The organism is Capnocytophaga sp. FDAARGOS_737, assembly GCF_009730375.1.
Classification (GTDB): domain Bacteria; phylum Bacteroidota; class Bacteroidia; order Flavobacteriales; family Flavobacteriaceae; genus Capnocytophaga; species Capnocytophaga leadbetteri.
Genome location: NZ_CP046316.1, coordinates 1,013,613 through 1,028,340, shown reverse-complemented (window position 1 = coordinate 1,028,340; position 14,728 = coordinate 1,013,613). Strand labels below are relative to the sequence as shown.

The 14,728-nt window shown below is 34.9% G+C and carries 13 protein-coding genes; all 13 read right to left on the bottom strand.

Going from position 1 to position 14,728, the window contains the following annotated elements; all coding sequences use genetic code 11:
* Positions 1-11: 11 nt before the first annotated feature.
* Entirely contained in the window at positions 12-569 is a 558-nt protein-coding gene (locus tag FOC45_RS04430) for a hypothetical protein (RefSeq protein ID WP_009391462.1), read from the bottom strand.
* A gap of 30 nt (positions 570-599) precedes the next feature.
* Positions 600-1,118 (bottom strand): type VI secretion system TssO, encoded by a 519-nt coding sequence (gene tssO, locus FOC45_RS04425; RefSeq protein ID WP_009391463.1) that lies wholly within the window; start codon positions 1,116-1,118, stop codon positions 600-602.
* A 36-nt stretch (positions 1,119-1,154) separates the two neighbouring features.
* The gene (locus FOC45_RS04420; RefSeq protein ID WP_009391464.1) at positions 1,155-2,306 is read right to left on the bottom strand and encodes a hypothetical protein; all 1,152 of its coding nucleotides are present in this window, start codon (positions 2,304-2,306) and stop codon (positions 1,155-1,157) included.
* Between the two features lie 55 nt (positions 2,307-2,361).
* Positions 2,362-3,330: a TssN family type VI secretion system protein gene (locus tag FOC45_RS04415; protein ID WP_009391465.1), complete on the bottom strand. Its 969-nt coding sequence runs from the start codon at positions 3,328-3,330 to the stop codon at positions 2,362-2,364.
* Positions 3,327-4,265, bottom strand: a complete 939-nt coding sequence (locus FOC45_RS04410) for a type VI secretion system baseplate subunit TssG (protein WP_009391466.1) — start codon at positions 4,263-4,265, stop codon at positions 3,327-3,329. The genes FOC45_RS04415 and FOC45_RS04410 overlap by 4 nt, the downstream gene beginning before the upstream one ends.
* Before the next feature lie 55 nt (positions 4,266-4,320).
* Complete coding sequence (locus tag FOC45_RS04405) at positions 4,321-4,671, bottom strand: DUF4280 domain-containing protein (RefSeq protein WP_155846598.1); 351 nt, start codon at positions 4,669-4,671, stop codon at positions 4,321-4,323.
* 23 nt (positions 4,672-4,694) lie between these two features.
* The gene (locus FOC45_RS04400) at positions 4,695-5,366 is read right to left on the bottom strand and encodes a hypothetical protein (protein ID WP_196774068.1); all 672 of its coding nucleotides are present in this window, start codon (positions 5,364-5,366) and stop codon (positions 4,695-4,697) included.
* Positions 5,367-5,443: 77 nt separating this feature from the next.
* A complete protein-coding gene (locus tag FOC45_RS04395; RefSeq protein ID WP_155846597.1) occupies positions 5,444-8,707 on the bottom strand; it encodes a type VI secretion system Vgr family protein in 3,264 nt (1,087 codons plus the stop codon).
* A 78-nt stretch (positions 8,708-8,785) separates the two neighbouring features.
* Positions 8,786-9,424 (bottom strand): C40 family peptidase, encoded by a 639-nt coding sequence (locus FOC45_RS04390; protein WP_009389026.1) that lies wholly within the window; start codon positions 9,422-9,424, stop codon positions 8,786-8,788.
* Positions 9,425-9,437: 13 nt separating this feature from the next.
* Positions 9,438-11,906, bottom strand: coding sequence for an AAA family ATPase (locus FOC45_RS04385; RefSeq protein WP_009389024.1), 2,469 nt, complete (start codon positions 11,904-11,906; stop codon positions 9,438-9,440).
* 39 nt (positions 11,907-11,945) lie between these two features.
* Positions 11,946-12,536 (bottom strand): hypothetical protein, encoded by a 591-nt coding sequence (locus FOC45_RS04380; RefSeq protein ID WP_009389022.1) that lies wholly within the window; start codon positions 12,534-12,536, stop codon positions 11,946-11,948.
* Entirely contained in the window at positions 12,515-13,597 is a 1,083-nt protein-coding gene (locus tag FOC45_RS04375) for a hypothetical protein (RefSeq protein ID WP_009389020.1), read from the bottom strand. The genes FOC45_RS04380 and FOC45_RS04375 overlap by 22 nt, the downstream gene beginning before the upstream one ends.
* Before the next feature lie 25 nt (positions 13,598-13,622).
* On the bottom strand, positions 13,623-14,690 hold the full coding sequence (locus FOC45_RS04370) for a PKD domain-containing protein (RefSeq protein WP_009389019.1): 1,068 nt from the start codon (positions 14,688-14,690) through the stop codon (positions 13,623-13,625).
* Positions 14,691-14,728: the final 38 nt, after the last annotated feature.

Sequence of the window (14,728 nt, the reverse complement as noted above, 5' to 3'; positions counted from 1 at the left end):
GTTTATTCCTGTCAGTTCAGCTGTTTATACCCTCTTAGGCATTGTATCAAGTTAGTAATTTCATTGTCTTGTTTAGGACTTACCAGAAACTCATAGTTCTTATGATAAGTATAAATAGTGATTTTCGTTATTTCTTTAAAAACTATCTCATCTATCTCTTTACTGCTCATTTTATGAGCAAAGTTCCCTTCACAGTTGATAGGGAATTGATTTTTCAGTGTAATGTGCTCACCAGTAGAGAAAAAAATATCAAAGTTCTTTTCTTTCTTTAAGCAAACAGACTCTTCTAACAACTTGACATATAAGAATAGTCGCTCTCCTCTACGCCCAAATTGGAATACTCCATAAGAGAGTGTGTCCTTATTAGTTCGTAAATACAAAGGTTGAGCACTTGCAAAACGCCTCCCTTTGAGTTTTTTATGCCCTTGTACTATTTTACAATTAGTAGTAATAGCCTCTTTGGGATTTTTTGAGATGATTTGCAAGCTGTCTTGTTTTTTCTCTTCCTGTGCAAGAACAGTAGCAGAAAAAGATAACAAACATATAAGTAAATATTTTTTTAAAAACATATTCAACCTGTCTATTGTGCCATTGTGTTTTTATTGTTGTTGGTATAGTTGCTTACAAACTTCCAAATCTACTTTCATCTTGTCATATTCCTCTTTTAGGGTTTGGTTGATAGTACTAAGGCTGTCCAAGGTTTTCTGATTGATGGTAAGTTGCTTTATCTGCTTTTTAGCATCAATGAGTTCCTTGTATACAAGGATAGTGTTGTTGTACATATTTTTATTCCTAAGAGAGTCTTTAGGAATTTGCTTATACATATCAGCAAGAATAGAAAGGGCTAATTTCTCATTGAAAAAGTCATTTTTATAGCCACCTTGTATTCCAATAGAATCGACAGCTACTTTTACTTTTTCAAGTTGAAAAGAAAATTTGTCCTGAAATTTTATCTCTTGTTGTATGCGTGCATTTTCCCTTTTTAATAGTTCATTTTCTCTAAAGGGAAAATAGGTATTGAACAACATAGCAAGCATCAAAAGAGATACAGAAAGGGCAAAAAATAGTATAAAGTATATTAAAGCTTTTCTACGTTCTTTATGATTTAATACTTCCATAAGAGTTATGTTTTTGTTATTTTTAAATCAAATTCATTAATCGGCTAAGAATGTTTTGCTTCTTTGAGGTTGCAAAGAACTTTTCTCATTAGTAATCTCAGAGACAAAGATACTGCCATCACGTTTTTTACCTATGTAGTCTAAGCGGTTCAAAATAGCGAATAAATCTTCCAAGGTTTTCATAAATCGTTCTACCCTTACTACAGAAACCTCTATTTGATTGTGATTGTATTCTGCATTGATTGCTTCTGAGAACACCATTTCAAATTCTCCTTGGCTCACATTACACCAATCAGAGAAGTAATTGAGTAACTCTTCCTTACCAATCCCCGAACGAGCATCAATAAAGTTCTTGAGTACTCTTGCAAAACCTACTACAGAGACTAACATTTCTGATGGAGTGCTGTAAAGGGTGAGCCAGCGAAAACGATTGATTTCTGTAGCTAAGTAATAGAGCATCCTATCGGTCATCTGTTCTATGATGGTTGCCAAAGGATTTGTTTGGTTTTTGGTATGTATCTTTTGAGCTATCTGTACGGCATAAATTTCCATTTGTCCATAGAAGCGATCTATCTCGCTATACAATTCTTGTAACCTTTTATAAGAAGCTACCAAAACGCAAGGGGGTATATACGACTCATCAAGGTGAGAACTTGTACCACTTACCCATATTTTTCCCACAATAAGGTAGTGCCCACCTACACCCATTTCTTTTCTAAGCTCTTCTTCTTTTACCAAAGATAGGTAATATTCAGGCTCTGTATAAGGATCTCGTGGTGGATTTTCCTCTGGGTCGGGTTCTCCACAAGGAATGCGTTTGAATGGATTTACTGAAATACAAGCAAGTAGAGCTACTTCTTCATCTTTTATTTCTTTTACGATTTCGGGATAAGAAAGGGATAGTGAGTGCTGTTCGGTGTTAGAGCTAATTTCTATCCGAGAGCCATTAGGGGTTATAGCGTGGCATTCTTCTATGCGAACCCTTAAGTATTTATGAGCATCTACTGACAGGTTTATTCTCACAGGGTCATTAGTAGGTAAGAGTCCATAAGTGAGCATTGAGGTATGTACTCCAATAGCATCGCGTACCGAATCGATAACAAAATTCTGAATATCAATAAAATATCTCTTATTGATTTTCATTCCATCAATAAAGTTTACTGGGAGGTGGGTAAGTTTTTCTATCATTGTTATTCTTTAGTTTTTGTTATTTATTGTGTTATTAATTTTGATAATAGGCGAATTAGTATGCTTGCACTCGTTCGTTATCTTTTTCTTTATTGTATTCAAAATCTGCTTCTTGGTCTTCACTATTTTCTTTTTGATTAGAAACAAGGGTTCGCATACAGACAATTACACTGTTTTCTTCTATTCCATTCATATACAGTGTGAATTTAGGGTCTATATATTTTGCGGATTCGTACCATTGGGCTTGTTTGAAAAACACCCAATTGTAAAAGCCTTCTTCATTCTGTATCTCAATAGGGGCTTCTACAAAACGTTCGTTATAGTCTTCTACAAAGTTGTAGAACAGTCGCCCGAAATCTATTCGGGTAGGTCCTTTAGCTCGGTACAAAGTGTAGTCTTTATCATTCTCTTCTTTCTTTATCATTAGGGTAAAGACTACCAAATCGCGCATTTCTTCATCACTTACTCCAGCCAATTCTTTATAGTTCTCTGGAAACTGCCAAGTTGTATAGATTTTAGGTGGTATCTTCTGAGAGTAATTGAAGGTGATATTGACCAAAGTAGGAATAAAAAATACTATGAAATTGCCCATCATCAAAGGGGTGTAATACATTCCGTTTAAGAAAGTATAAATCAATAGAAATGGTACCGAACCATATATTGATGTGAGTAGAGCAAAGAATATCTCTTTGGTGATATCATCTTCGAGTTTAAACTTATTAAAGAAAACACGATAAAAATAACAGTGAAGAGTACCAAGTACTAAGGTACATATTTGATAGAAAATAAACTCATTCAAAGTCTTTCCTACAAAAAGCCTATTATACCCCAAAAAAGCTATAACTGAATACACTAAAACCGTTAAAAACAGATAGATATACACATTGGTTTTGTACTTTTTGAATTCAGGTGTTTTCTTTGAGAAAATTATAGTGACAGCTATGCACAATGTCACTATAAACAATAATATTATCAACAATCGCGGGTCAAACAAGTTGATGAAATAATTTTTTATCTCTTTCATATCCAAGTATTATAGCCTAAAATAGGATCATTATTTTCTTTTAATTCAAATTGACTTTCCTCTTCTGAAAGCAATACACTTAACTGTATTTCTACCTCTAATGGGAAGAAGTGCTCACAGAACAGAGTTACAAACTTTTCTTTGTTGCCCCCAAGTATATAATCAGTAAAAGCAGAATGCTTTAAAGGACCTATCTCAAGGGTCAGGTGTTTGGTATAATCTTCATAGGCTGTACCTGTGATCATATCTACTCCTAAATAGATATCTTCTCCCAAGCAAAAACCTTGTGATTCATCAGAATAAGTAGCAAACTCTCTTTCTTTAATACGTACATTCTCTTCTAAAAGTTCTGAGAGGATATGTACGGTAAGTGGAATATTGCCTACTATCTTATAGCTATAGGGCAGTAACCTAATGAACTTAGAGACTAAGAATGTTGGAAAATCTTTTGATACATCCCAAAGTTCATAGAACAATGAGGAAATCTCATTGGCATTGAGTTCTTTAAAGTTGGTTTGTTCAAAGGCTTCAATCTCTACTCCTAACTTAAAAATTTCATTCTCAAAAGGGCTAAAAAAGGTACGAGCAGCTTTTTCCTGTCGTTTTCTCTCTTTGTACTCTTTGAGCATTGTTTCAACCCCTTTGCCTTGTATTTCACTCTTGGTATGGTGGGCAACGCCTTCGGGGAGCATATCGTACAAGCTATCACGAGAGAGATTCACCTCTATCAATTGAGTAGCATCGTAATTGTAATCCGTAATTCTTGCGCTTAGCACATCAGTGCGATAACCACGTACAAACTGCCCTTGGTGTTTTACTATATACTCGTTGTCAGAGATGATTCCTTTGTCTAACAAATGGTTTAATAGCACTTCTGCCCTTATATCATAAGGTAAGTGATTTATCTCATTTATAACTCCTGTTAGGTGTTCCATTTTGATAGTTCTTCAACGTGGCAAATATACAAAAAAATTACAAAAGTACAATTTTTTATTCTATTTCGTGTTGTTCGTTATGTCCTTTATGGGTAATAGATATTTTACCTCCCACAGCACATTGGCAGGTACTTTTTTCGGTGAGGATTTTTAAATCGTTGATAGTATCTTTCTCAGCTGTTTGCTCCCATTTTATAGGAGCAGGCATACAAGGCAAGTAACCACTTGTGCTAGGCTTTAGCTTGCACTGACCAAAAGGCATTATATTCACATTGGCTTGTTTGTCGCCCTCAGTAGCAATAGACTTGTCCTCAATAGTTACAAAATCCTGACTTGTTACAGTAAGTTTGCTTTTGGTAGTGCCTTGATTGCAACTGAGTTCTGCGGTATTGGTGATGATATCCATAGTGTGATGTTTTTTAAGGTTTGTTACCCAAACAACTTATCCCAAAAGCTCTTATGGTTTTTGTTAGCTTGGTATTTTTCCCATTGTTCTTGCTCAAAAGCTTTCCACTCTTCTTCAGTATAGGTTTTGCCTTGAAAAGTAGTGTTTTTTGATGAAGTACTTTTCTTCTTCTCTTTTTTCCTTTTAAAATTAGGAGCTAAAAGCACTTCACCTGTAAAACCATCTATCTTATAGACTTTATATTCATCTTCAAAAGATGTAGGTATAACTATTTGATAGCATTGATGTCCATCAAAATAACCTCTAATAATACTTATATTATTAGTTTTATCACACAAGTCTATCTGATAGTCTTGTTTCATTTTCTTTATTAAATCATCTAAAGAAAATGTAAAACCTTCATTCATATCTTTCTTTTTTATTAGTTCTCCATTGGTATCGAAATACTCCCAAGAACCAATAGCCATTGAGCAGAACAGAAAACCTTTCATCAACTGTACTTTTTTAATAGGGTCGTATGTGTAGAAATACTCATAAGGGTCTTGTGTATTAGAAAACCTTAAAAGAATTTCTTTTCCTCCTTTTTCTATTTCAACTCTTTCTATACCTTTCTTTAAGTATGAACTATTTACAGTAGCAACAAAAGAAAGGTCTGCTTTCCAATCTTTAAAATAATCTTCGTTAAAATACTTCATATCTCTTATTAAATTATTACTTTCTTGACTTTTACAAATGTAAGTGCCTATTATCAACAGACAAAACAGAATTATTCTCAACATTTTTGCGATAATTTTAATTTAACAATAAGCCATTGCCAATGCCACAAACTTTTTGTTTTACCTTGTACATAGCTCATAAGGTTAGTGGTAGTACTTTTTTTGAATATATACTTTCTATTAGCTTCTTTTATAGGGGTGTCTTCCCTATGTGTGTGATACAAACCTAAGCAGTGAAAAAATTCATGAGCCATTGTGCTTTTATATCTATTAGACTTAAATAATATAGCATTATCTCCTCCAATTTCCTCACCTTCTCCAGGTCTTTCATCATAAGTTTCAACCTCCATTAGAAAAATAAATTGATAACCTTTCTCATATATCTTATTTTTTAATAAACCATCTTCATTCTTGTCGTTTAAAAATGCTTTTTTTACTTCAGAAAAAAAGTTAGGTGCATTTTGCCAAATAGCTTTATCAATATATTCATCTTTATGTTTTTCAGGATTCTTTTCTTTCTGTTCTTTGTAATTGTATGTAAATTCTCCATAAACATATTCTTTATCTTTTTCTATGACTTTAAACCTTTTGTCTGAAGACAAATCTAAAATATTTAAAGCCTCGCTTATCAAAGGAACAATTAGTGATTGATAACTAAAACTATAAAGGGAAGCTATTTCTCCGTCTTTGATTTTTCCTGTATTTTGCACATCTGTTTTTACCTTTACTAATACAATTTTTTGTTCTTGTCTTGCTGTATGGTCATTTTTTAAGACAATAAGTTTCCCAGCTAATACTTTGCTTTCCTCTCCTTTCCCATCTTTTGGGTAAGCATAAACTTTTATTTCCTTATCACTGTCTAAATCTTTTAAGCAAATAATTTTTACAGTGCCACTCTTTTCTAAATTTTGTTTAGTTTTATACGGTAAAATAGTTTTGTCTATCTCAAAGTATTCTTTTTCATAAACAAATTTTAACTCTTTTATTTCTTCTGAGATGCTTATTAAAAGCTGTAATTCAACCTCATATTTAGGAAATACTCTTGGAGGATTAGGTGAAGCTGCTAATATATCTATAAATTCTTTTGAAAACATAGTAAGATAAGGTACATAGTATTTAAAACCAGGTAAATCAGGATTACCTTTTATGAGAATTGATTTGTATTCCTCAGAGAAAGATTTATAAGCCTCTTGAGGACTTAAATCTTGTCTTGTTCCATTAGTGAAATTTTTATTATAACCTCCTTCTAAAACACCAAGATAGTCCTCTTCATTAGGGAGTGATAAAGATGAATCTTCTATTCTAAACCAATCAAACCCAAATTCACCACACCAAGAGTCTAAAGGTCTGAAATGTACTACAGCTAATCCTATTTCTTCAGCTGGAGTAGATGGTACCTCTTCTGCTTTTTGAGTATATTTATTGCCTTGTTTCCCTTTGAGTTCTGCGGTTCCTAAACTGTTTACAACTGCCACATTATCAGAATGTACAATAGATTTTTCTGTACCGAGAAGTTTAGCTTCTTTGGCTTCAATATCTATGGCATTTGTGGTGTTTATCAAAGCGCTATTGCTGAAAAGATGCATAAAGCCATTGATTTGTTGTTTGAACCAAGAGCTAAATACATATATTTTGTTAAGGGCATTGAGGATGTAATCGTTGGTAGTTATTTCAGTTCTTTCGGTAGCATTCATTATAATACGTTGGGCATTGAACTCTAAAGTAGCTCCATTGAAGCTGATCTTTTGTTTGCCGTCCATATAAATACTATTGCCACTGGGGTCTTCTAAAAAGAGGCTACCATTACTATCATTGATTTTTATCTTTACTCCGCTGCGGGTTTGTATGGCTTTGATATCATTGTTTTTGTTATGGAAAGGGCTGTATTCCTTGCCATTGTAATTAGATCCTAATACATAAGGACGTTCTGCATTTTGGCCTTCAAAATCTACCCATACCTCTTCACCTTTTTCGGGAATAAAGTAAAAGCCTTTGCCCCCTCCTGCATGGGGTTGTACTACGCGTATCCAAGGGGTTTTGGTTTGATGTTTTTCTTGCCAGATAAACTGTACACGTACGCGTCCTAACCCCTTAGGGTCGTTGTTATCAATCACTCGTGCTACTTGTTGTTCAGCTTTTGGGAGAGCTTGTTCGTCGTAATAATAGGCTATATACACATCAGGGATAGCTACAAACTCATTCTCATAGTCATAGCCCGATTGATGGTGTTTGATGTCTATAATGCGATAAGTCTCCATAGGCTTATCGTTAATATCTCTCAGCTTTACAAAGCCTCCTATACGCAAATGTGGGTTTCTGCTTCTGCCCCGCACCTGCATTAGTTGCTCTCGACTTTCCTTTTCACGGCGAACAGCATCTTTGAGGTAATCGCCTCTAAAATCTTCAGGTATGGCGTTATAAGGCACGGTAGGTTTCTTGGTAAATACTTTTTCTGAGGCTTTAATAGCGGCAAACTGAAAAGGATTTACTTTGTTCTGCAAACGTACCTCTTCTGTCGCTTTTTGTTCCATATTACCTGTTGCTACATCGTAAGAGAGATAACTAAAATTTTGAGGTTTGAGCATTAGTTCAAACTCTACATCCATCAGGTCACCACCTTCTAAAAGGGTTACTGTTTTTTGGGTTTCGTTATTGAATTGTAGTTGCGTGCCGTTGTAATAGAAGAACTCACCATAACGCCGCGCAAGGCGTTGTATAAATTGATAATCGGATTCTTTGTACTGTACTACATAAGGAATTTGGTACTTGGTATTGACCATTCCTTCAGTGTTAATGGTAATATTGCTATACTCTTTAGTAGCTTCGACTACTATTTCTTTGAGGGTTTTATTTTCGTACGACTGGCATTCTTTACCACTGTCTAACAAGATACTGGGGGCAAAGCCCGATATATGGAGACTGCCATAGCCTCCTCCCTCGTTTTTCTTGTTACAGATATTCGCTATAATTCCTTTGAACGATTGTACAATCGTTCCTTTCAGGTGGAAGTGGATAGTAATGGACTCTCCCAAAAGATTTTTAGAGTTTTTCATTACTTGTCCGTTAAAGTCGTCAATGGAAGTATCACTCACTACAATGGTAAACTCATCGTGGGCATTGGTATGTTGGGTAAGGTAGGTTTCAAAAGTAGCTCTGTCCAAGAAGTCTTTGCCACCCAGCGTAAGTGTAACCATCACCACAGGGTTGTCCTTGTCCTTGAGGTGGTCTTGATAGCTTTTTACCGATGCAAAGCGGGCAAAGGTTGCAGGATCATTTACACGACCTGAAACGGAATGCGTATTGTGGTTATTGTTCTCCATTGTGAGTGAGTTTTTGTATTATTGCAGACAAATGTACAATTTTTTTTTGAATAAACAATTCTTTTTGAATAAATTATCTTATTTTTTCTCTTTGAGTCTTCCAGCACTTGTATAGCGTTTTTGAAAGTACTCATCGTTGAAATCATAGATATTTAGCTCTTGTGTGGTACAAGCTAATATCCTACCATTTCCTAAATACAAACCTACATCGGAAATAGGTTTGAACTTATCATACCTAAAAAACAAAATATCCCCTTCTTTTAAATAAGTACGCCCTGTGAAAAGCTGTAAATCCTTAGAGCGGAAGATACCATCGGGAGTCTTGGGAAAAGTAGTTTCATACACTTCACTAAACAATGCCTGTATAAAGTAAGAAGCATCTGCTCCTTCTTGTTTTTCTAAGGTCTTTTCCTTATAAGGCGTTCCTATCCAATCATCTATAAAAGCATAGAGCTTATAGTTGGTGATTTTTTTAGGGGGTACAGCCAAAATAATAGAGTATTTCTCTCTTAAGGCTAATTCCTTATCGGATAAGTTTTCTCCCTTATCATCTACCAAGGTATACTGCTCATTGATTTGTTTCTTTTGGGCTAATACTGCTTTGTAGAAAGCATCTGTAGGGTAATGATAAGGAAGCTCAGCAAGATAACGGCTTGCCGAGCAAGATAACAATGCAATTGTACTAAAAGTAACTAAAAGTATTTTTAAGTGTTTCATTCTATTTATTCGGTTATATTCGTTTTTTCCAAACGACTTCACTATTTTCCCAGAGTACGTCTATAGTATCTCCTTCTTTAAATTCACCTGCTACAAGTTTCTTAGCCAAAGGACGGCGTAATTTGGCACGAATAATACCTTTTAAAGGACGAGCTCCATAGGTGGCATCATAGCCTTGTTCTGCTAAATGCTCTTTTACTTCTTGAGCAATATTGAGTGAGATGTTTATCCCCTCTGTTAGGTTTAAAAGCTCTTTTTTCAAATGTATTTCAAAGATTTTTAGCGCATTTTCTTTGCTAATAGGTGCAAAAGGTACTATCTCAGTAAGACGCCCCAAAAACTCAGGTCGGAAATAACGACTCATTATCTCTAAAAGAGTAGATGAGGAAGGAATATTCCCCTCAGTAAAGGATTTGACAATAAAGTCAGAGCCTATATTGGAGGTAAAGAGGATAATGGCATTAGAGAAATCACCTTCTTTACCCAAGCGGTCGTGTAACTTCCCTTCGTCCATTATTTGTAGGAATACATCAAATACTGAAGTATGGGCTTTTTCTATCTCATCAAAAAGTACGATAGAGTAGGGCTTTTGTCGGATTTTATTCACTAATAAACCACCTTCCTCATAGCCTACATACCCTGGAGGTGCCCCATAGAGTAAGGCTGCTGAGTGTTCTTCTTTGAACTCTGACATATCGAAACGGATAATAGCGTTTTCATCTTGGAAAAGGAATTCGGCTAAAGATTTAGCCAATTCTGTCTTCCCTGTTCCTGTAGGTCCCAAAAAGAAGAAAGAACCTATCGGTTGTCCTGCTTTGCTCAATCCAGAGCGATTTTCGAGTACAGCCTCACTGATAATAGCAATAGCGTGGTCTTGCCCTACTACCCGCTCGGAAAGAATAGCATCCATATCACTCAAACGCTGTTTTTCCTCTTCTTTGAGTTTGCCTATAGGAATATTCGTTTTTTGAGAGATGAGTACGGTTAAGTCCCATTCGGTGATGTGAGAACGTTTTTCTTGAGCTACTTTTTCAGCTTCGGTAATGAGTTTGCGTCCATAGCTCAATAGGCTATCAGCAGTTTCAAAAGTAGTAGTTTGTTCCTCTTCTAAAAGGGTAGAGGCATCTAATAAAAAGGGAATGCGCTGTTTGATATCATTCAATAACCAAGCAGCGTTCTTTTTGCGTTGTTCTTCTGTAAAACCTTGTGTATTGTCCTCCAAGTGAATTATTTGTGTAAGCAAGGCATTTTTTTCTTTTAAGAAAGATGCTCCTGCTGTTTTCACAACTGACATTGTATGGTCTATGAGGTCTATCGCTGAGGCAGGCAGACTTTTTTCTTTTAAATACCTTTTAGAAAGGCGTATGGCTTCCCAAATTGCCTCATCGGTTATGGCTATATGATGGTGGTTTTCGTAAGTTGAAAGCGTTTGACGCAACATTCTAAAATGGGTTTCATCATCACTTTCTTGCAATTCTACCTTTTCAAACAAAGGTTCTAAACCCGATTTTTCTATTTTCTTGGTAAATTCATCAATAGTAGAAGTGCCTATGACAGTGAGTCCTTTGGTAAGTTCACTTTTAAGTAGATTTGCCATAGAGGAATCAAAAGAGTTACCTAAAAGTGCGTGTAATTCCTCAATGATAAGTACTGATTTAGGATATTGCTTGAGTTCTTGGGCTATGTTCTTGATACGGTCTTCTATCTCTCCTTTATAGGAAGCTCCTGCTATGAGGGCTCCCATATCCAATTCAAATATGGCTATGTTAGACAACACATCGGGGACTTGACCCGCTATAACCTTCTGCACAAAACTATTGATAAGGGTAGTTTTTCCTATACCTGAATCGCCTATGATAAGCACATTTTGTTTGCTAAATCTGCACAGTATTTCAGTAATTTTTTGAGTTTCGGCAACTCTGCCAACAGGTATTTCTTTTGAGGCTTTAGCTTTTAGGACATTTTTTTTATCAACACAATATTTTTGCAAAAACCCTTTAGCTGTGGAAGAAAGAGGAGCAGAAGAAAAAGGTTTTTCGGCAGAGGTAGCAAGAAAAGGGGGCGTTTCTAAGAGTTCGGCACGAGTTACAGGATAGGTTTTCATTTGGTCGAAATTAAAAGCTACTCCCTGAGTACTCAATGCTACAAATACATCCCATAAGGAGATTTCCTCCTCATCTAAAATTTCCCGAATAGCTTCTGCTTCAGTGAAGATAGTGTCTATCACTTCATCGGGGTCGCAGGAATAAGTGTTGGTGGCTTTTAGAGCTTCCTCAATGCGCACTTCAGCCCATTCTTCTAAATAGAACACATCGACACCTTTAGATTCCAAGAGCTTTAAAAGTGGTAAATCTCTGTTGAGAAGAGCTTTTAACAAGTGTCCGCCAGAGTAACGAGCATTCATATTTTCACGAGCTATTTTCTGTGCTATCTCCAATGCTTTAATAACCTCTGGGGTATAGCTCAATTTCTTTTCTTCCATTGTTTTTTTATATTTATTTGTTAAGTGAATATGTTTGCTTTACCAGTCAGGAGTGCCTGTAAGGGTATCTACTTTTTGTTTGATATAAATCGCACAATTACTATTTTTTTTGCCTTTCCATTTACCATTGTTTATTAAAGGTTCTGATAATTTTTCTTTTTTCTTAGCATAAGGAAAAAGAAAAATAGTATCTCCTTTGATAATACCACGACTATATTCATAAGAAGCATGAGTTATGCTATAGGCTAAAAATTGTTGTAACTCTAATTCCATAGGACTACGCATTCGATAATATCCCGCTACACTTCTTTTGATATTATTGTAGCTTAAACTATCTTTTGTTAAAAAACCTGATGCAACCCTACCATTACCAAAAAATCTGAGAAAATAGATTTCATCTTCTTCTAAAATTTTATATTTCCTAACATAAATTACAGTTGTATCAATCAGATCTTCTGTCTTTAAGCGATAAGGCTCTGGTTTTGCTAAACGAAAATGAGGTAGAATGGGGCGTGAACTTGCTCCCTGTTCAGGACGATAGTAATTTCTGTTAAAATACAAATCATAATAGATACAACTATTACAAAATAACCCTAACAATGCTAATACTAAAATGTATCTTCTTTCCATAAATTTATTGGTTTAGGGTTATCATATTCAAATTTAGAGTCTTTTATTTTATTGTGAATACTATTTTGAAACCAACCTTTACTTTCTACATCTAAACGAATGGAGTTTTTATCTTTTTGAAATCTTAAAAAATTAGAAGCACGATTAAGACTTTTTTGGTAATTATCTTGAGAATGGTAAGGAGATTTTTCTAATAACTCTTCTATTTTTTGTTTAAATACATCCTTAGTTATCACTTTTTCTTTTCTTAAATAGTTTAAATATTTCATTTTTTGTTCTGGGGCTCCTGTTTCATTATACTTCCCTGTAAAATTTTGATAACCTAATTCCAAATTTCCCCAATTTGCAATATTGAAACTTAGTGTAATACCTCCTGTATTTCCATGATCGGTACCACCTCCAATATATCCTTTTTTTGAATCATTATAGGTACTTAAACCAAAATCTCCAGACCTAAAGTTCCAAACTCCCATTCGTTGAACATCTCCTAAGTTAAATTTTTGATTTACAGCAGAGTTCCAAGTAAAAGCAGCTCCATAACTACCTGAATTTTTAAAAGTGTTTGACACAGGAATTGGGGTATCATAATTGATAATATACTGATTCATTGCGTCTGCCTCTCCTTTACCTATCCCTGCTCCTAAATAAATAGTTGCATCTACTACTACCATTTGTTTTTCTTTACTATTATCATAGATAGGTGTTCCTAATCCTGAATTGTAAAATGAAAAATTTAACGACTGATTACTGTAAAAATCACCAAAGCGATACTCTAAACCAGCGTGTACTCCTGCTTTAAAACTTATCTTGTAATCTATTTGTATTTGTAGAGTAATCAAAAAATTAGTTCTTAGTCCATTATTTGGAGGACAATTTTCACATTGACTCCCCAATCTTACATTTTTTAAATTTTCCTGCATATAACTTCTAACAACCGCTTCTAAATTACTTTCAATAGAAAATTTAGTAGGGTTGTTTAAACTTTGTTGTAAGGCTGATGATACAGAATTCTTCAATTGGAACTCTGAAAAAGGTATTTCAAAAAGTGTTGTTGAACTCATAATTGTTTATATTTTTAAATTATTATCATCCTTTCTTCCAGAATATCTTTCCTTTTACTCTGTAGTAAATGTGGATATTTTGGATACAAGTATTATTAACGTCTTTTTGCAGACGTAATGTTTCTATTTTTATTTTCTTTCCAGAAATCTCTTTACAAAACTGTACAAAGGGTACAATTTTATCGTCATTGATAACTACAGGCACTTGGTAATTCTCGCAAAGATATTCTTTAAAATCATCTTTTGTCTTAGCTTGTGAAGCGACCCCGTTAAGAAGTAAGATAAATTGCTCATTAGAAATATCAGGTACTTTATTGGTAGGAGAAGGTGTTTCCTCTTGCTTAGGGTCTTTAGGAGCAACGGGAATATTGGTGAGCATATCTACCAAAGGGTCTTTCTGTGCTTTGCCCATAGGCAGTGAAAAATCACTATGGGGCTGTTCGTATTCATAGCTTTCCATATCAATAGGATCTTTAGCTACTACGTGTTTGGGAGCTACATAAATGGTTTTGGTAGCAATATGGTCTAAATCACCATTAACAATGAGGGTTACTTTTTTTTGTCCCACACGTTTAAACTTATAAGTTACTGAATCTCCAATGGCATCGGTGGCTGAAGTCTCTCCAAAACTCCACTCAAAAGAAATACCTCCTTGTTTTTGCCCTATAAAATTAATAGTCTCTCCTAAGAAGACAACATCAGGGGCTTTGATAATAGGCAAATAACCTATTTGTTGGTTCAAAGAGGTTATAGTAAGCACTTTTTGAGACGTACAAGAGCCATTGATGGTAAGAGTAACGATATATTCACCTGTCTTTTCATAGGTATGGAAAGTGCGTTGCCTAAAATCTGCAGGAGACCCATCGCCAAAATCCCATTTCCACAATTTGGCATTTTTGGTTTTATCACCAAACTCAATTACTTCCTTCACCGCATAGTTATCTGCAAAGACATAGAAGTTAGCCTCCTGACAGTCTACGTGACGAGAGCATTGAAAAATGAATAAGAAAATACCAAGACAAAGGAGAATTCCAAAACTCCAATAGATTTTAGGGTCAAATTTAGGGAGGAAACCAGTAGATTTATGATTCATATAATATTGTTTTTTTTTATTATGTCAGCCTATTTTTG

Bases quoted from the DNA above. Each gene is read 5' to 3' on its own strand.
- FOC45_RS04430 (WP_009391462.1), bottom strand. From the start codon at position 569: ATGTTTTTAAAAAAATATTTACTTATATGTTTGTTATCTTTTTCTGCT.
- tssO (WP_009391463.1), bottom strand. From the start codon at position 1,118: ATGGAAGTATTAAATCATAAAGAACGTAGAAAAGCTTTAATATACTTT.
- FOC45_RS04420 (WP_009391464.1), bottom strand. From the start codon at position 2,306: ATGATAGAAAAACTTACCCACCTCCCAGTAAACTTTATTGATGGAATG.
- FOC45_RS04415 (WP_009391465.1), bottom strand. From the start codon at position 3,330: ATGAAAGAGATAAAAAATTATTTCATCAACTTGTTTGACCCGCGATTG.
- FOC45_RS04410 (WP_009391466.1), bottom strand. From the start codon at position 4,265: ATGGAACACCTAACAGGAGTTATAAATGAGATAAATCACTTACCTTAT.
- FOC45_RS04405 (WP_155846598.1), bottom strand. From the start codon at position 4,671: ATGGATATCATCACCAATACCGCAGAACTCAGTTGCAATCAAGGCACT.
- FOC45_RS04400 (WP_196774068.1), bottom strand. From the start codon at position 5,366: ATGAAGTATTTTAACGAAGATTATTTTAAAGATTGGAAAGCAGACCTT.
- FOC45_RS04395 (WP_155846597.1), bottom strand. From the start codon at position 8,707: ATGGAGAACAATAACCACAATACGCATTCCGTTTCAGGTCGTGTAAAT.
- FOC45_RS04390 (WP_009389026.1), bottom strand. From the start codon at position 9,424: ATGAAACACTTAAAAATACTTTTAGTTACTTTTAGTACAATTGCATTG.
- FOC45_RS04385 (WP_009389024.1), bottom strand. From the start codon at position 11,906: ATGGAAGAAAAGAAATTGAGCTATACCCCAGAGGTTATTAAAGCATTG.
- FOC45_RS04380 (WP_009389022.1), bottom strand. From the start codon at position 12,536: ATGGAAAGAAGATACATTTTAGTATTAGCATTGTTAGGGTTATTTTGT.
- FOC45_RS04375 (WP_009389020.1), bottom strand. From the start codon at position 13,597: ATGAGTTCAACAACACTTTTTGAAATACCTTTTTCAGAGTTCCAATTG.
- FOC45_RS04370 (WP_009389019.1), bottom strand. From the start codon at position 14,690: ATGAATCATAAATCTACTGGTTTCCTCCCTAAATTTGACCCTAAAATC.